Origin of the sequence: Pseudoalteromonas sp. SWN29 (genome assembly GCF_015864465.1) — a bacterium.
Classification (GTDB): domain Bacteria; phylum Pseudomonadota; class Gammaproteobacteria; order Enterobacterales; family Alteromonadaceae; genus Pseudoalteromonas.
Genome location: NZ_JADYXE010000023.1, coordinates 33,962 through 51,960, shown reverse-complemented (window position 1 = coordinate 51,960; position 17,999 = coordinate 33,962). Strand labels below are relative to the sequence as shown.

Genomic DNA, 17,999 nt, shown 5'->3' with positions numbered 1-17,999 from the left:
ATGAATATTTTAATATTAGGTGCAGGGCAACTTGCACGTATGATGAGCCTTGCAGGCGCGCCACTTAATTTAAACGTAGTGGCGTACGATGTAGGCAGCAAGCAAATTATGCACCCGCTAACTGGCGAGGTTTATACCACATCACTTGAGCAAGCAATTTCAAACGCAGATGCAATTACTGCTGAGTTTGAGCACATTCCTGATGACGTACTAACACTTTGCTGTAACAGCAATAAGTTTTACCCAGGAAAAGCCGCGATTAAAACCGGTGGCGATCGCTCGCTTGAAAAGGCATTGCTTGATAAAACAAATGTAACCTGTGCGCCGTATCAATTAATTACTGAAAAAGCGCATTTAGAACTTGCCGTTAAAACCCTAGGTAAGCCACTTGTTATTAAAACATGCCAAGCAGGTTACGATGGAAAAGGTCAATGGCGATTAAAGTCAGATGATCAAATAGACGAAATTTGGTCACAAATGGCTGATTTTATTGCATCGGGCACAGAGCTTGCGCCACATACAATTATTGCTGAAAAAATGATCCCGTTTGATCGTGAAGTCTCTATTATTGGTGCGCGCGATAAACACGGTAATGTTGCTATTTATCCGCTAACAGAAAACGAGCATACAAATGGTGTGTTAACTTTATCTATTGCGGGTAAAAACAATCGCAGCGTTGAAGCGCAAGCAAACGATGCATTTACTAAAATAGCAAACGAACTTAACTATGTTGGCGTATTAGCTATTGAATTTTTTGATGTACAAGGCACGTTACTCGTAAACGAAATTGCACCGCGTGTACATAACTCAGGGCATTGGACACTACAAGGTTGTCACTGTTCGCAGTTTGAAAACCACATGCGTGCTGTTGCAGGTCTACCGCTTGGTAATACAGAGCTTAAACACATTACCGCGATGATAAACGTACTAGGGCAACCTAGTATTCCAGCTGACGTACTAAAATACGCAGATGTGACTAGCCATTGGTACGGTAAAACTGCAAAACCAGGTCGTAAAATGGGCCATATAAACGTATCGGCCACTAGCATGAACGACCTAGCAGATAAATTAGGTGAGCTTACTGAATATTTACCTGAGCAAGACTACCCAGGTATTTTAAAAGCGGCAGCTAATTTAATCCTTCATTAAACGGCTAAATACTCGTTTTATTAAATGCCGAGCTTGCTCGGCTTTTTTATGTTTAAAAAAGGCGCGTGGATACCCAGTTTGTGAAATAATGATTGAGTCTAAAATTTTACAGTGAAATTATTTAATGAAACTTAAAGCAATTTATAGCGCACTACTTGTTGCCGCTTCTTTTAGTACTTTTTTTAGTAACAGTGCATTTGCATCAGACTCTCTTCGTGTTGCTACATTTAATGTAAGTATGGATGCAACTAATCACACGCCTAAAGGTGAGCAAATTAAAAGTGATGCTTTAGTTAACGCACTTAAAGCAAACCACCAGCAAATTAAAAACATAGCCGAAATTATTCAACGTGTTCGCCCTGACATTATTTTACTTAACGAATTTGATTACATCCCAAAAGAGCAGGGCATTGAATACTTTAATAAACATTTTTTAAATGTAGGTCAGCAAAAACAAGCGGCTATTAACTACCCTTACTCTTATATAGCCCCAGTAAATACAGGCCTAGCCACCGAGTTTGATTTAGATAATGATGGCAAAAAAAATGGCGTGATGGGCGATGCACAAGGCTTTGGCTTTTTTGAAGGCCATTATGGTATGGCTATTTTGTCAAAATACCCAATCGATTTTGATAAAGTAAGAACTCTTCAAACCTTTAAATATAAAGACATGCCAAATGCACTAATGCCAGTGATGCCTAAAACAGGCGAAAACTGGTATAACGCACAAGAATGGCAAGCACTTAGGCTCAGCTCTAAATCGTTTTGGGATTTACCTATTAACGTAAATGATAAAACCATTCATGTTATTGCATCTCACCCAACACCGCCTGTATTTGATGGCGAAGAGGACAGGAACGGCAAACGTAACCACGATGAAGTAAGGCTAATTGCTGACTATGTATCAAACGCCAAGTATATTTACGATGATAAAGGCCAAAAAGGCGGATTAAAAACTTACTCTCGTTTTGTTATTTTAGGTGATTTAAATGCCGCACCAGAGGGCGATAAAGCGCGTACAAATACCACCGACCAACTGCTTAAAAATCCACTTATTAACGCTCAATTTGTTCCAAAAAGTGAAGGCGCTAAAGAGCAGTACGATGTACTTTATGCACAAAATTACAGTGCTAATTGGCAAGCGCGTGTTGATTACGTACTACCGTCAAATTATGGCTTAAAAATTAAAGACGGAGGGGTGTTTTGGCCAACTAAAACCAGCGATGAATATCGTTTAATTAAGGACAGAAACGCTTCAAGCGATCATCGACTGGTGTGGCTTGATTTAATAGTTGAATAGCGTCCACTAATAAAGGGGGCGTTAGTAAACTGAGCTTTACCCTGTTTAATGGCTATTTATCTTAAAAAATTGCAATAACTTGAGTGCTTCTGCTTAAATACGGCTTAATTATAATAACCGTATAGAAGCACTATGATTTTTAATTTTTCTTCATCTAAAACGTTAGTGGCCTTAGCTGTTGCCTCAAGTGTCATGCTTGCAGGTTGTAGCGCTACTGCTAACACCTCTTCAACACAGCAAAGTGTATTACCAGCAACTAAGATTGCTGCGGTTGTAAACACACCAGCAGATATCGGCTCACAAAAAATAACGCTAGAACAAGCAATGGCCGATCCAGATTGGATGGGTAATCAGCCAGAGAGTGCTTACTGGGCTAGCGATTCGGCTACTATTATTTATGCTCAAAAAGAGCAAGGTAATACACTACGCGATTTATTTAGCCAATCAGTTACTAGCCAAACAGCAGAGCAAGTAGCACTTAATAAACTTCATACTGTGGGTTCAAATAAAGCTGTTTATTCAAAAAATAAAACAATGGCGGCCTACACGTTTAAAGGCAATGTATTTGTTAAAAACCTAAAAACGGGTGAACTTAAACAAATTACAGCGACATCAGCAAGCGAGTCTAAACCACAATTTTTAAATAATGGCGATTTAGTTTACCGCCAAGGTAATGTGTTTTTTAGAGTTGATTTAAAAACAGGTTTAACGACTGAGCTTGCTAACTTAAAGCTTGCCGATGAGCCTAAAGGCATTGAAGAGCCAAGCACTTATATTGCGAAAGAGCAGCATAAACTGATTAAATTTGTGGCGCTTCAACAAAAAAACAAAAAAGATAAGCAAGCACGTAGTGAGCAAATTAATGAACAAAACGATTCAGTTGCTAACACGGCTTATTACTTAGGTGACGGTAATAAAGTTGCTGAGGCACAACTTTCACCAAATGGTGATGCGCTGTTAGTTGTTGTACAAAAGCAAACAGATTGGCGTGGTGAGGGCGATATTATGCCTAACTACATTACAAATGACGCTACCATTGAGCCTAAAAAAGCACGCCGCCGTGTAGCCGATGCTAAAGAAGAAACTTCACAGCTTGTGTACATCAATTTAACTAATAAAGAGCAAACATCACTTAGCTTTAATACCTTACCGGGTTTTGATGAAGATGTTTTAGCTGCAGTTAAAAAAGAAAATTATGCACGTGATGGTAAAACATATAAGTCTAAAAAGGCGCCTCGTGGCATTAACCTTATTATGGACTGGGGTTTTGAGCAAAGCCCAATAGTATGGAACGATGACGGGTCACAAGTTGCTATCATGCTTGAAGCGTGGGACAACAAAGATCGTTGGCTTGCTACCGTTGATTTTGAAAGCAACAAACTCGTTTCGCAGCACCGCCTACATGACGATGCATGGATTGCTTATGCATTTAACGACTTTGGTTGGTTGCATAACTCAAACACGCTTTATTATCTATCGGAAGAGTCGGGTTATAGCCAGCTTTATAAAAAACCAGTAAATGGTAAAGCAACTGCGCTAACACAAGGCCAATTTGAGGTTTCTAATTTAACGCTTACCAGCGACGACAGCGCTATTTATTATAAAGCGAATGTTGAGCACCCCGGTCTTTACGAAATTTACCGTGTTAACCCGCAAACAGGTAAGAGTGAGCAAGTTACTGACTTAAATGGCATGACTGACTACACGTTAAGCCCTGATGAAACCAAGTTACTCCTTAAGCACTCTACAATTACCATGCCTAATGAGCTTTACGTAGCAGATGCTAAAGCAAATACAAAAGCCACGCGCTTAACTCATACAGTGTCGGATGAGTTTTTAGCTAAAAAGCTAACTGCACCTAAAATTGTAGCCGTGCCATCGAGCCATACTGATCAACCAATATACGCAAAAGTGTACTACCCAGCTGATTACGTAGAGGGTGAAGTAGGCAAAAACCGTAAAGCGGTTATTTTTAACCACGGCGCAGGCTACTTACAAAATTCACACATGGGCTTTTCGGTTTATTTTCGTGAATTTATGTTTCATTCATTACTAGCAGATGAAGGCTATATAGTAATGGATATGGATTACCGTGCGTCTAAAGGTTACGGACGCGATTGGCGTACTGCGATTTATCGTCAAATGGGGACGCCTGAAACACAAGATTTAGCCGATGGCGTTAAATGGATGGCGCAAAATGCCAACGTTGATACTAAAGCTGTCGGTACTTATGGCGGCTCTTACGGCGGCTTTATGACTTTTATGGCCTTATTTACCGCGCCAGAGTTATTTCAATCGGGTGCTGCACTTCGCCCTGTTACCGATTGGGCGCACTACAACACAGGTTACACAGCTAATATATTAAACCATCCTGATGTAGACCCGATTGCCTATGAACGTAGCTCGCCAATTTACTATGCTGAGGGTTTAAACAAGCGTTTATTAATTAACTCACCCATGGTTGACGATAACGTGTTTTTTCAAGATTCAGTGCGTTTGGTACAGCGCTTAATAGAGCTTGAAAAGCAAAACTTTGAAACAGCGATATTCCCAGTTGAACCACATGGCTTTGTACAGCCTTCAAGCTGGTTAGACGAATACCGCCGTATTCATAAATTATTTAAAGAAACGCTTTAATTCTTAAAATAAAGTATAAAAACAAAAACGCCGCGTTAGTTTAATAAACTAACGCGGCGTTTTTATTAGAGGAGCAATAGCTTATGCGCTATTTTTGCTTTTTTAAGAGCTCTATAGCCAGTGGTATGGCAAGTAGAGTTCCACCTATAACGCCAATTAAATGTGCATCAATGGCCACAGTGGAGTTAATAAGTTTTCCTATATCGGCATTTGGGCCGCTAAATTGCTCAAACGCTATTTTAATCCATACGCCTATAAATAATAAATAACCCGATTTAAGCCCTACAGTTATATCTTTAACTGCCCCCCAAATAATTACGCCATGAAGTAAAGCACTTAACCCAGTGTAAATATGTATGCTTGGGCAAAACCAATACACACCAAGTCCACACCATAATGCCAGTAAGCATATATTAAACGCATAACGAGCAGGGGATGTATATTCACCATGCAAAAGCCATATTAATAAAACACCACTGGCATTTAATCCCAAATGAGCCCAATTGGCATGAACAAATTGGCTAGAAAAGATTCGCCACAGTTCGCCTTCATCAATTAGGCTTCGGTTAAATTCAAGTAAATTATTTAAATCAAATGCAGCAAAAATGGTACTAAAAAGCAGCAAAATTATAGGCGGTAATATATAACGAGGTTGAATAGGTAAATTAAGCATTTTATTGTAATTTTTTAGTCAAAATTTTTGCATATTGTGCCCGTTTAACTTTAAGATGCCAAATACAACTACGTAATTAAGTGTTTTTAGTATTTTTATGCATTTTAAACTTAACTCATTATTTGCCATTGGACTGTGCGCAGTAACGCTGCCTTCTATTGCACAACCAACTCAAATCGAAACTCGCGAACCTGAAGCCGCTACTGGATTAATCCATAAACAAGTGGTGCAAGGGAATAAGTACATGGTTGCTGCTGCAAACCCATATGCTTCAAAAGCCGGTCAACAAATTTTAGCCCAAGGCGGCAGTGCCGTAGATGCTGCTATTGCTACTCAACTTGTACTTACTTTAGTTGAGCCGCAGTCGTCAGGTATTGGCGGTGGTACATTTATGATGTACTACAACAAAGCAAACAATAAGCTGACTAGCTTTGATGGCCGTGAAACAGCTCCTGCAAATGCAGACGAAACGCTGTTTTTAGATAAGCACGGTAAAGCCGTTAAATGGATTGAAGCTGTAGTAGGTGGGCGCTCTGTTGGTGTACCTGGTATTTTACATGCCTTTGCAAGCGCGCATAAGCAATACGGTACATTGCCGTGGGAAGAACTTTTTAAACCAGCTATTGAACTTGCAGAGCAAGGCTTTGTAATTTCGCCGCGTTTACATGGCTTATTAGCACGCCAGTTAAACCCAGGCGTGTTGAGTATGCCTATTATTAATGAATATTTTTACCCAAATGGTAAATTAATTGAAGCAGGTAGTGTTAAAAAGAACCAAGCACTTGCTGACTTATACAAAGACATTGCAAAGCAAGGCATTGATGCGTTTTACAAAGGCGAAAACGCTAAGCAAATGGTTAACGCCGTACAGCACTCTAAAATTGCTCCTGGTAAGTTGAGCGTACAAGACTTAGCGGATTACAAAAGCAAAGAGCGCGACGCTGTGTGTATACAATACCGAGCGTACAACGTATGTTCAATGGCACCACCTAGTAGTGGTGGTGTAGCGGTGCTACAAATGCTTGGCTTACTTGAACATAAAGACATGAGTGCACTTAAGCCAAATGGCGAAAAAGCGATTCATTACTTTAGCCAAGCATCGCGTATTGCATTTGCCGATCGCGATATGTACATGGGCGATCCCGATTTCACCCAAGTACCAACAAAAGAGCTTTTAAACAAAGATTACATTGCCTCGCGCGCTAAATTAATTACCGAAACAGACCAACCAGCCGTTGCAGGTAACCCTGTAGGTTACTTAAGTTATGCAATGGATGACTCATACGAGTTACCGTCTACCTCGCACGTATCTATTGTCGATAGTAAAGGTAATGCAGTGTCGATGACCAGTTCAATTGAAATGGCGTTTGGCTCTACGGTTATGGTTAATGGCTTTATTTTAAATAACCAACTAACTGACTTTTCGTTATCGCCACGTAAAAACGGCAAGCTTGTAGCAAACCGTGTAGAGGCTGGTAAACGCCCGCGTAGCTCTATGTCACCGGTAATGGTATTTAATAAAGATGGCAGCTTACGTTTAATTGTAGGCTCACCTGGCGGTAGCCGTATCATCGATTACGTTGCACAGGTTGTAGTGGGGGTTATTGACTGGAATTTATCAGCGCAAGACGCCATTAACTTACCGCGTACAACAAATCGTAACGATTACACCAGCCTTGAAAAAGGCACCGCCATTGAAGCCATTGCACCCGCGCTTACTAAACGCGGCCACAATGTACGTATTATTGACTTAAACTCGGGTTTACACGCAGTTGAAGTTAAAAATAATACCCTATATGGTGGCGCTGATCCGCGCCGTGAAGGTGTTGCGTTATCTGATTTAACTGATAATAACGCCACTATCAAATTTTAAATTATGTATAATATGCTTGCGGGCAGTGAAGCCCGCATGTGTTTTCTCTCAATGGTCTGACAAGCTTAATTGTCGTTGCAATTAAACCTTTAATACTGATAATGACAGATCATAACTTAAGACTCCGTTAAAGCCTGGAAATATGACAACTAATACTGATCCTAACTACTTATATATTCATCATTCTGGCCCTGGCCTAATTGAAACACCGCTATTAAATAAAGGCAGTGCCTTTAGTAAAAAAGAACGCGAAAATTTCAATCTTGCTGGTTTACTTCCTCCTCGCTTTGAAACAATAAAAGAGCAAGTTGAGCGTTGTTATCAGCAGTACTCTAGCTTTACCGACAACCTTAATAAGCATATTTACTTACGTGCGATTCAAGATAATAACGAAACACTTTACTACCGTTTAGTGCGTGACCATCTTGAAGAAATGATGCCAATCATTTACACGCCTACAGTAGGTGATGCCTGTGAAAAATTCTCAGACATTTACCGCAGCGCACGTGGTTTATTTATTTCATATGAAGATCGCTACCAAATTGACGACATTTTACGTAATGCGACTAAAGGCAAAGTAAAAGTTATTGTTGTAACCGATGGCGAGCGTATTTTAGGCCTAGGCGATCAGGGTATTGGTGGCATGGGTATCCCAATTGGTAAACTGTCACTTTACACTGCATGTGGTGGCATTAGCCCAGCATACACACTACCTGTAATGCTTGATGTGGGTACTAATAACGAAAAGCTTCTAAACGATCCTATGTACATGGGCGCACGCCATAAGCGTATTGCTCAAGACGAATACGATGAGTTTTTAGATTTATTCATTAAAGCGGTTAAACGCCGTTGGCCAAATGTGTTACTTCAGTTTGAAGATTTTGCACAGCCAAATGCAATGCCACTACTTAAACGCTACCGCAATGAAATTTGTAGCTTTAATGATGACATTCAAGGTACTGCGGCTGTAGCAGTAGGGTCTTTACTTGCTGCGTGTCGTATTAAAAATTCAACCCTAAGCCAACAAAAAGTAGTATTTGTGGGCGCTGGCTCTGCTGGTTGTGGTATTGCAGAGCAAATCATTAGCCAAATGGTGTTTGAAGGCATTAGTGAAGCACAGGCACGTAGCCAAGTATTTATGGTTGACCGTTTTGGTTTGCTTTCAGAGGGAATGGAAGGCTTACGCGATTTCCAACAAGCACTTGCACAACCGCAAGGCTCGTTAAGTGAGTGGACTTACAGCGGTGAATACGCATCACTTCTTGATGTTATGCACTGTGCACAACCAGACATTTTAATTGGTGTTTCAGGCCAACCTGGTTTATTTAGCGAACAAGTAATTCGCGCTATGCACGCCGGTTGTGAACAGCCAATTATTTTCCCATTAAGTAATCCATCTAAGCAGGTAGAAGCACATCCTGCTGATGTTATTAAATGGACAGACGGTAAGGCACTTGTTGCAACAGGTAGCCCATTTGATCCGGTTGAATACAACGGTGAAATTTTCCCAATCCCACAATGTAACAACAGTTATATTTTTCCAGGTATTGGTTTAGGGGTTATTGCCGCTAAGGCGACACGCATTACAGATGCTATGTTAAGTGTGTCTAGCGAAATGCTTGCTGAATCATCGCCGCGTGCTAACACAGGTAAAGGTAGTTTATTACCAGCACTAACTGAAATTGAAACGCTAAGTAAGCGTATTGCATTTGCCATTGCTAAAAAAGCAATCGAAGAGGGCGTTGCTCTTGAGATTACTGATGATGCGTTATGGGCAGCAATCGACAAAAATTACTGGTTACCAAAATACCGTAACTATAAACGTTGCAGTGTTTAATAACGTTTATACGTAATTAAAATAAACAGTGTTGTAGGCACAGTTACAACGCTTAACAAAAAACAGGTAATTGCCTGTTTTTTTGTGCTTGTTCATATTTAATTAACCACGTACGGTGTTTACTTGCTTTTACATAATTAAAGGATCGACTTAATGAAAACTCTGACTCTCGTTTTAGGTAGCGCACTGGCTTTAAATGTACTTAGTTTTGATGCACTTGCTGCTGCAACTCCCGATGCTCCTCATATTTATGTTAAAGGTGAAGCAACCCTTACAACTATGCCAGATTACGTGCAACTTAGCGTAGGTATTACTAAGGTTGATAAAGACTTAATTGCAGCTAAAAATAAAACCGACTTAACCATCGCTAAAGCAATTAAGCTCGTAAAAGAAATTGGTGTTAAAGAGGGAGATATAAACGCCGGGCAAATCTCAATAAACCGTGATAGCCAATATAACCGCACTACCGGTAATCAAGAATTTAAAGGGTTTAAAGTTTCTCGTACATTAACGGTAAAACTTAGCGATATAAATAAATACCCTGAGTTACTACAAAGCTTAGTTAACAACGGTATTAACGAAATTAATCAAACGCAATTTTTAGCAAGTAACTACAACGAGCTGCATAAAAAAGCACAAAAATTAGCAATTAAAGACGCACGTGACGCAGCAAAAGAGTTTAGTGAAGATTATGGCGTTGATTTAAAAGGATTGTACAGCGCATCACTAAGTCCACTCAATGTGCAGTCGCAGCCTTATATGCGTGCAGAAAAAATAATAATGGCTGATAGCGCACCAAGTAACTATGTACCTGATGCCTACCATGCTGGAGAGATTAAAGTTACTGCCTCAAGCTATGCTGTGTATTACATAGACTAAAATTGTTAGATATCTTTACTTTTGGTGGTGCTCAAAACGTGCCACCAACTTCTCACCTTGCTCCTGGCTAATACGCGCAATAGAGTTGAGCATATTAGTCACTTCGCGTCTGTCGTATTCATTAGTTACATGCTCATTAATGTCATCAACAATCGCATTTAAATAATTAAATAAACTGTTGCGTGCATCGGTATCTTTATGGGCAATAAACAAAATATTTTTAAATGCCTCAAGCACGTTTGTCATTACGTATGCATCGCCTTTGGCGTAATTACGAAGCGGTGTAAAATTATCGTGTAGCAACTCATCAAAGCTTGTTTCGTGCAGGTATAGTAATGGTCCTTTATCACTGTGCTTAAACGAGTAATTAATATCGTTAATTGAAAGTCGTTGAATAAGTAAAATGCTCAGCATATCAATTGATTTAACCGCAGTACCAGGATCGTTGATACCCGGGCTCATTGCTTTAACCGCAATCTCTGATATTTGTGTTAATCCATAACGATAATGATCGCTAATGTACTCTTCTATATAAAAAATAAAGCAGTCGAGAATTTTATTTATCAGCTCTTCATCGTTTGCTATATCTTTATTACATTTTAAAAACGGATAGCCTTTAACTGTAAAATAGCCTTGGTTAACAGAGATATAAACCTTTATATCTTGCTCTGCCAAAATGGCACACAGCTTATCGGTATGTACGCCTTTATAATATCCTTCTGTTTTACTGCTAACCGAATGCCACTTGGTAAAATCAGGGAAGTCTTCAACTGGGTTTTCTTGTTGCCTTTGGATAATTGTTTTAATTTCGTTTTTAGTTTGACTAAACAAGCCATTTAATACGTTATCAACCTGAATAGCACGTGAGATTGAATGTATAAAAAATACAAATAAACCTAATGAAATCAAGCCAAAAACAAGTGCAAACAACACACCAATGGAAGGAATAGCCGTACTGCCACCTTCAAGCTTATTAATATTTATAAGCATAATTATTGAGTAAATTATACTGCCTAAATAAAAGCCCAAAACCATTTGGTGTGATTTACGCGTAATAAGCCCTGGCACTACGCGAGGCGATAAACTCGCACTGGCCGAATTTAAAACCACCATTACCATCGAAAAACTAAACACGGTAAGCGAAATAATACTGCCTGCTAAGGTGCTTAAAATAGTACGCGCGTTTTCGGCGCTATCAACGAGTACAACCGATATAAACGATTTTAGTTGCTCAATAGGGGCTAAATATTCAACTGACATAGTAATAATGGCGAATACCAAAAAGCCCACTGAAAGCACTGAAGGGTAAAAGCCAATACTGTTAATCATTCCACGGTAACTATCGGCTACTTTGCGAGGTACAAACATAAAATCCTTTGTATTTTTCTACTTACTTAATACCTCTAGCTTAGCATAGGCATTTATTAAACTTCTGATAATGCTGCTCAAATTTATATGTTATTATCACGCCCACAATAATAGAGCGCATATTTATGCGATAAAAATAACAGGACAACACTGTGATCATTTCAACTTATGCAGCACTACTTGCGTTTTACTATGTTTATTTAAGTTTTAACGTAATAAAATTACGCCAGGCACAAAAAGTATCATTGGGCGACAACGGTGAGCCAAGCCTTCAACGTGCAATACGCGCCCACGGTAACTTTATGGAGTACGTACCATTTGCTGTTATTTTACTTTTTTTAGTAGAGTATCAAGGCCTTGCTAGTCATTACTGTCACATACTAGGTGGGATGTTATTAATAGGACGTGTATTTCACAATTCAGGCATCGTAGAAAAAAACATGAGATTTCGCCAAATTGGTGCTGTATCAACATTTTTAGTCATTATTATTAGTGCATTTGTTATGCTTGTGACACGTGGTTAATTAAAGAAAAGTTAATGAGCAAAATATTTATAATAGGTTTACCGCGTACCGGCACAACCAGTGTGTGCCATGCATTTTTAGAACTCGGCATTACAACAGCGCATACCGCCTATACCAATGCCTGTTTTGAAAATGCTAACGCGATTGCCGACACTCCCATATTTAACGATTTTAAAGCGCTTGATATCCATTACCCAAATTCTAAATTTATTTACCTAGAACGCGAATTGAGTGCATGGCTGCCATCAATAAAGCAGCTCCTAACGCGTATGCACACTAATTTAACGCGCGGCGACGGGGGCTTTAATATTCATATAAAACGCTGTTATTTAAATACGTTTAGTGAGCTTTCGCTTAATAATATTAATGACGATAGTTACTTAGCAGATTGTTATAAAAAGCATTTTAATGACGCTCAAACGTACTTTAATAACCGTGAACATGACTTTTTATCTATTGATATAGCAAAGCCTGATAGTTACAAAAAGCTGTGCGATTTTTTAGCGTTAAAAAGTGACAAAGCTGATTTTGAAAAAATGAATATGGGCGGTAAAGTCACCGCATGGAACGATATTAAACACCCGTTAAAAGTTGAATCTACGGCTAAAGGGCGCATAGATAAATTACTGCCTTACAAGATTTTTTAAATCAAATACGTTAAAATCCCCGCATTATTATTTAAGTTGTACAGAACATGTTTGAATTAAAATACCACACCCCATTTGAATGGACCGAAGTTGTCCTTGCTGACTTTAATACATTTTTACAAGATCATGCTGCTGCTGAAAAAAAAGCATCCGGTATGGCTATGTCTATGCTGTCGCATTACCCAGACAAACGTAAATTAGTAAAAGCCATGACCGACTTAGCACTAGAAGAACTAATACATTTTAAACAAGTGCTTAAGTTACTTTTAGAACGCGATGTAAACCTAGGTGACGACAAAAAAGATCCATACATAAAACAAATTCGTGCACTATTTAGACACGGACGCGATGGCTTTTTAATGGACCGATTACTGGTTGGCGGTGTAATTGAAGCACGCGGCCATGAACGCTTTTCTCTAGTTGCCCAAGCATTACCTGAAGGCAAAGAAAAAGACTTTTATGTTGCTATTGCTAAGTCAGAAGAAAAACATAAAAATCTATTTGTAGAACTCGCTTACGAATACTTTGAAAAAGAAGAAGTTGATGTTCGCCTAGAAGAGCTATTAATAGCTGAAGCGAAAATCTGTGAAAGCATTCCTTTTACTGCGGCATTGCATTAATTAATACTAGTGCCTGTAGGCCTTTCAGGATTAACCTCGAAAGATAAACAGGCCCTAGCGCAGAGTGTATTTACACGCTCTGCGCATAGTCATTTTAAGCTCACGCCTTTATTAATCCCTGTGTGAATCATTGATTTGCAATTTGCGAATCAAAATAATAAAAAACACGTTTATACATCTTAATCCACTGATTATAAATACAAAAACCCTTGGTCTCATACTTGCTACCTATACAGTAAGCAAATTGAGGGAAAGGCTTATGTTAAAATTTATTTTTATACTATTACTAATATCTTTTACCGCTATGGGCAGTGAAAGTCATTTAGATTATATAGAAAATGCAAATGGTGAGCGGGTACAAAAAGTATCGCACTTAGTTAAATGGACGCATACTCGCTTTGTGTTTACCCGTGATATTTCTCGTATTGCACTTGGCCACGAAACAACACTTGATGTGAACGTGGTAAATGGCCGTGAGCTACTAATTTTAGCTAAAAAGTTGGGCCGTACATCTATGATGGTGTGGTACGACGATAAAAGCTCTGAAACATTTTTACTTGGCGTAACCGAAGACTACAGCGTACTAGAAAATGCCTTAAACGACATCCATCCTGACGTACAGCTAACCATAGCGCCTGATCGCCATGCTGTTGTATTACGTGGTGAAGTACCTACTATAAATTATCGTCATGCCGCTTATGAAGCTGCAAAAAACTACCTTTATGCCAGTAGCTCACAAGCATCACAACCCGTTATCACCTCAAATCCTAACCAAGGTATGTTTAATTCACTTGCTCAACGCTTGCAAGGCTTGGGTAACGCAAACGGCGGCAGCTCTCAAAACTCGAGTAAAGTCGCTATTATTAATTTAATAAAAGTAACTCAAGCACCCAAGCCTAAAGAAGAACGTATTAGCGAAGTAATAAAATCAATGGGCGCAGATAAAGTGACCATTAAACGCATCTCGGTTGATGAGTTATCAAATGACGACAACGATGTGTTTTTACTTTCCGGCTCTGTAAAAAACCAGATAGAGCTAGTGCGCTTATTAAATACAATTAATAAATTATTCGAACCAGAGCAAGCATTACAAACTCAGGGTTCTCCTCTTGATCCTAATAATTTAATGGGCGGCGCAACGCAGGATAAAAGTTCAGGTATTGAAGTACTTGCCAACGAGTCAGGCGGTTTAATAAATGATGCTACCTCAGGATTAAATTTAAGTAATGTGAGTTCTAATATTGCAAGAGCAACGTTGCTGTCAGTGGCTGGCGGTAAAGTTTTGTCGAGTATTGAAGTTGAAGATTTACCGCAAGTGCGTGTATCGGTGCAGCTATACGAAGTAAATCAACGTAGGTTAAAGCAATGGCGCCCAGATATTAGCGTGCTCTCTAATGGATATGAAAAAGAAGCGGGTTTATTTGGCCGTGACGGTATGACTAATCGTGAATCTGGCTCTGCAACAATAGAAAATGCGCTGCAATTAATTGGCGGTCAATTAACTAATAACTTACAGCTTTCTACCTCACAGTTTGCCATTGATATGTTATTTTCATTACTTGAACAAGAAGGTATTTCTCGAACGCTTTCTCGCCCTACAATCACGGTTTTAGCCGGTGAAAGTGCCGTGTTTAAAGTCGGTGGTGAAGTACCTGTACCTACAAGTTATAGCCCTTCAGGAATTACAAGCGGGCAGCAAGGTAGTAGTGGGTCGGTGTTTAGCGGTACAGAATTTAAATCATTTGGAGTTGAATTAAATGTACGCGCCATGGTTGACGACAAAGACAGAATAACACTTGATCTAAACCCTGTAATTTCATTACCCGATACCACGTTAACCGCCGAAATTGCACAAAGTACAGGCAGCAGTTTAAACAGTAGTGCATTTAATACACGCAGCATGCAAACATCAACACGTTTAAAAGACGGACAACCTCTTATTATTGGTGGCTTAATTAGCACCGATAACAACGCAAGCCACGACTTTGTACCTGATGGCAACGGCAATAGCATGCTAGGAAAGTTAAGCGAAACAACCAGTAAAAGTGAAAACAACCGCGAGCTAATTATTGTTGTTACTCCAAACCTGGTGCGTGAGCCAATTAATACCTTACGTTCGTGGGAGCAGGCAAATATAGACACCCAGTTACTTAGTTACATACAGGAGCAAGGGCTATGAAAATATTTTATATAATTTTACTGCTTACTTTATCGGGTTGCGCTCATATTGATTACAAGCCAACAGTAAATCCTTACAACGCGTTGAGTGACATCGTTAAAAAATACCAATTAAATTCCCAACCATTAAAGTGTGAAGGTATAAATGCAAGTAACTGTTTAAACCTAGTGCATGAGGTGAATCAGTTAATGCTTGAACACCCCGATAACAAGGCAATACTTTCAATATCGGCCTACGTACTTTATAAAAGTGGCCGTGCTAATCAATCTCAACAAGTTATAAACACATTACTGAATAAAGCTAATCCACCATTAAATGCAATTACTTTAGGGGTTACGTTAGCAATAGAGCAAGGTAATTTAGCTAAAGCAAAAAGTATTGCTCAATACGGCGTTGATGTTTTTGGTACACATGCTTCACCATACCTGCAAATGGCCTCTATACATTATGCTCAGGGCAGTTACGTTATAGCTTCAAACTACTTAGAGCTTTCGGTTAAGTTTGGTTTAAATAGCACTGCCTATTTTTACCATAAAGGGTTAATTGAAGAAGCTAATACCAATAATTTATTGGCTTGTGGCTACTATGAGCAAGTTTTACGTGCAGAACCCACGCATAAAAAAGCACTTGCTAGGCGCGGTAAACTCTCCGTTTTAGGTAATTGTTATTCTTAAGGCCTTCGGGCCTTTTTTTATACCTAAAATTTGGCATTATTTAGGGCCAAAACCACTTTATTATTTATCAAAAATACAAGTAAAGCTTACGCTCATCCTACGTTTTATACGTAACCTCACAAGACTGCTTTTAATATTTACCCCTTACACTATCCATCAGTTTTAATAATACTTTCAATAACGTAAACCTAGCATTATTTATCTAAAATATTTTTAATATTGATTTGCATTTTGCATTTTGCAAATCAAAAATTAAAACATCTAATAAACAGTAACCATTAAAAACATAACCAACTGTATTTAATAGTTATTTATAGCTGGCATGGTCCTCGCAATATGTAAAGTGAGCATAAGCTCTTCTAATTTAAAGGCTACGATTATGAAAACTATTAAACATAACTTAAATAGCAAAAAGCAAAAAGGTTTTGTACTAACGTCAGAGCTAATCATTCTTTCTACTTCAATGGTAGCAGCACTTGTAATTGGTTTATCTACATTACGTGACTCGGTAACCAGCGAACTTGAAGATGTAGCTGAAGCAATTGGCTCACTTGACCAAAGCTATGTATTTGACGGCATGATTAACGCCGAAGGCACTGCTGAAGTGTCTGGCTCTGGGTTTGTAGATTCAGTTGATGTGTACGCAGGCGATGGCAGTTCATTCACTTTTGTTGCATCAGACTTTAGTGAAAGTGCCGCACTTGTTAATGCAACACCAAGCGGCGATGCTGCAACACGTACAGCAGCAGGCGGTTCACAAGGTAACTAACGCAAGGTACCCAATATAAGGCAACCAGGTTTGAATACCAAGCTTAAGGCTCACTGCCACAAAAGTGTGGCAGTGAAAGTTACTCTGGAGGAATATTATGAAAAGTAAAAGTAACAAAGGCGCAACCACTGCGGCTCTCACATTACTCATCACCTCTGGCATGTTAGCTTCGGCTTTGGGCATTAGACAGGTAAGCGATGAAAATAGCGTAACAGCCTGGGTAGTAAACAAAAATATGTCGGCCGGTCAAACAGTAACCGTTCACGATGTAGAGCAAAAGAGTATAGATCCAAGTAACTATTCAAATATTGCACTGAGCGTTCAAAACCCACGTGCATTAATTGGTCAAAAATTAGCAACTAATAAAATGGTTGAACAACCTTTGTTCGACACCGATTTTATTAGAGCGAAAAGCCAAAATTTATCAGAAGCCATACCGGCAGGGCGTGTTTTATATACTTTAAAACTAAACACCTTAGATATTCCGCTTTCGCGCATACACAAAGGTGACCGACTCGACATAGTCGCTAAAACTAATCGCTTAGTAAGAACAGTTGCCCGTGATGTACAGCTTATTGGTGTTTCGAAAGGTCCTAAATCGCAAGCCGCTAAAAGTGGCGTAATGGATAATTTAGCTAAAGAGTCTAATTCTGCTACGGGCGGTGTTTCATTAGTCCTTGCGGTACTTCCAAAAGATGTTTATTCGTTGGCGGGTATAGATAACGCCGACAAAGTTTCAATTATTGTGCATAGCGCTTATGACATTGAACAAGGTCGTTTGCAAAACTTTTCACGCTTACAAACCAGTCGCACAATCGAAGTGGTTAAAGGCGTTAAAAATGAAGCTGTATATGTAGCTAAGTGAGTTTT

15 protein-coding genes are annotated in these 17,999 nt (G+C 39.2%); 13 read left to right on the top strand and 2 right to left on the bottom strand.

Annotated features, from left to right (window positions below):
- From I6F53_RS10595 to I6F53_RS10585, 3 genes are all read left to right on the top strand, one after another.
- Window positions 1-1,149: a 5-(carboxyamino)imidazole ribonucleotide synthase gene (locus I6F53_RS10595; RefSeq protein WP_197239501.1), complete on the top strand. Its 1,149-nt coding sequence runs from the start codon at window positions 1-3 to the stop codon at window positions 1,147-1,149.
- 124 nt (window positions 1,150-1,273) lie between these two features.
- Window positions 1,274-2,449, top strand: coding sequence for an endonuclease/exonuclease/phosphatase family protein (locus I6F53_RS10590; RefSeq protein ID WP_197239500.1), 1,176 nt, complete (start codon window positions 1,274-1,276; stop codon window positions 2,447-2,449).
- Between the two features lie 132 nt (window positions 2,450-2,581).
- Window positions 2,582-5,086, top strand: coding sequence for a S9 family peptidase (locus I6F53_RS10585; RefSeq protein WP_197239498.1), 2,505 nt, complete (start codon window positions 2,582-2,584; stop codon window positions 5,084-5,086).
- A gap of 88 nt (window positions 5,087-5,174) precedes the next feature.
- Here the strand turns inward: I6F53_RS10585 and rrtA are convergent, their stop codons facing one another.
- The gene (rrtA, locus tag I6F53_RS10580) at window positions 5,175-5,759 is read right to left on the bottom strand and encodes a rhombosortase (protein WP_197239497.1); all 585 of its coding nucleotides are present in this window, start codon (window positions 5,757-5,759) and stop codon (window positions 5,175-5,177) included.
- Window positions 5,760-5,856: 97 nt separating this feature from the next.
- Between rrtA and ggt the strand changes: the two genes are divergently transcribed.
- The 3 genes from ggt to I6F53_RS10565 all read left to right on the top strand — a co-directional run bounded on the left by ggt (window position 5,857) and on the right by I6F53_RS10565 (window position 10,348).
- Window positions 5,857-7,632 carry a gamma-glutamyltransferase gene (gene ggt / locus I6F53_RS10575; protein ID WP_197239496.1) on the top strand — a complete coding sequence of 592 codons (1,776 nt, stop codon included), beginning with the start codon at window positions 5,857-5,859 and terminating at the stop codon, window positions 7,630-7,632.
- A 142-nt stretch (window positions 7,633-7,774) separates the two neighbouring features.
- The gene (locus tag I6F53_RS10570; RefSeq protein WP_197239495.1) at window positions 7,775-9,469 is read left to right on the top strand and encodes an NAD-dependent malic enzyme; all 1,695 of its coding nucleotides are present in this window, start codon (window positions 7,775-7,777) and stop codon (window positions 9,467-9,469) included.
- Window positions 9,470-9,622: 153 nt separating this feature from the next.
- On the top strand, window positions 9,623-10,348 hold the full coding sequence (locus I6F53_RS10565) for an SIMPL domain-containing protein (RefSeq protein WP_166420312.1): 726 nt from the start codon (window positions 9,623-9,625) through the stop codon (window positions 10,346-10,348).
- A 15-nt stretch (window positions 10,349-10,363) separates the two neighbouring features.
- Here the strand turns inward: I6F53_RS10565 and I6F53_RS10560 are convergent, their stop codons facing one another.
- Window positions 10,364-11,716, bottom strand: a complete 1,353-nt coding sequence (locus I6F53_RS10560; protein ID WP_166420313.1) for a DUF2254 domain-containing protein — start codon at window positions 11,714-11,716, stop codon at window positions 10,364-10,366.
- A gap of 152 nt (window positions 11,717-11,868) precedes the next feature.
- Between I6F53_RS10560 and I6F53_RS10555 the strand changes: the two genes are divergently transcribed.
- The 7 genes from I6F53_RS10555 (at window position 11,869) to I6F53_RS10525 (ending at window position 17,994) form a co-directional block, all read left to right on the top strand.
- Window positions 11,869-12,240 carry an MAPEG family protein gene (locus tag I6F53_RS10555; protein WP_166420314.1) on the top strand — a complete coding sequence of 124 codons (372 nt, stop codon included), beginning with the start codon at window positions 11,869-11,871 and terminating at the stop codon, window positions 12,238-12,240.
- Between the two features lie 14 nt (window positions 12,241-12,254).
- Entirely contained in the window at window positions 12,255-12,887 is a 633-nt protein-coding gene (locus I6F53_RS10550; RefSeq protein WP_166420315.1) for a sulfotransferase, read from the top strand.
- Window positions 12,888-12,934: 47 nt separating this feature from the next.
- On the top strand, window positions 12,935-13,507 hold the full coding sequence (locus I6F53_RS10545; protein WP_007586685.1) for a tRNA-(ms[2]io[6]A)-hydroxylase: 573 nt from the start codon (window positions 12,935-12,937) through the stop codon (window positions 13,505-13,507).
- Window positions 13,508-13,766: 259 nt separating this feature from the next.
- On the top strand, window positions 13,767-15,686 hold the full coding sequence (locus tag I6F53_RS10540; RefSeq protein WP_165728636.1) for a pilus assembly protein N-terminal domain-containing protein: 1,920 nt from the start codon (window positions 13,767-13,769) through the stop codon (window positions 15,684-15,686).
- Window positions 15,683-16,360: a tetratricopeptide repeat protein gene (locus I6F53_RS10535; RefSeq protein ID WP_165728635.1), complete on the top strand. Its 678-nt coding sequence runs from the start codon at window positions 15,683-15,685 to the stop codon at window positions 16,358-16,360. Before I6F53_RS10540 ends, I6F53_RS10535 begins: the two co-directional genes overlap by 4 nt.
- 379 nt (window positions 16,361-16,739) lie before the next feature.
- On the top strand, window positions 16,740-17,129 hold the full coding sequence (locus I6F53_RS10530; RefSeq protein ID WP_010552792.1) for a hypothetical protein: 390 nt from the start codon (window positions 16,740-16,742) through the stop codon (window positions 17,127-17,129).
- Window positions 17,130-17,226: 97 nt separating this feature from the next.
- A complete protein-coding gene (locus I6F53_RS10525; RefSeq protein ID WP_165741299.1) occupies window positions 17,227-17,994 on the top strand; it encodes a hypothetical protein in 768 nt (255 codons plus the stop codon).
- Window positions 17,995-17,999 lie beyond the last annotated feature (5 nt).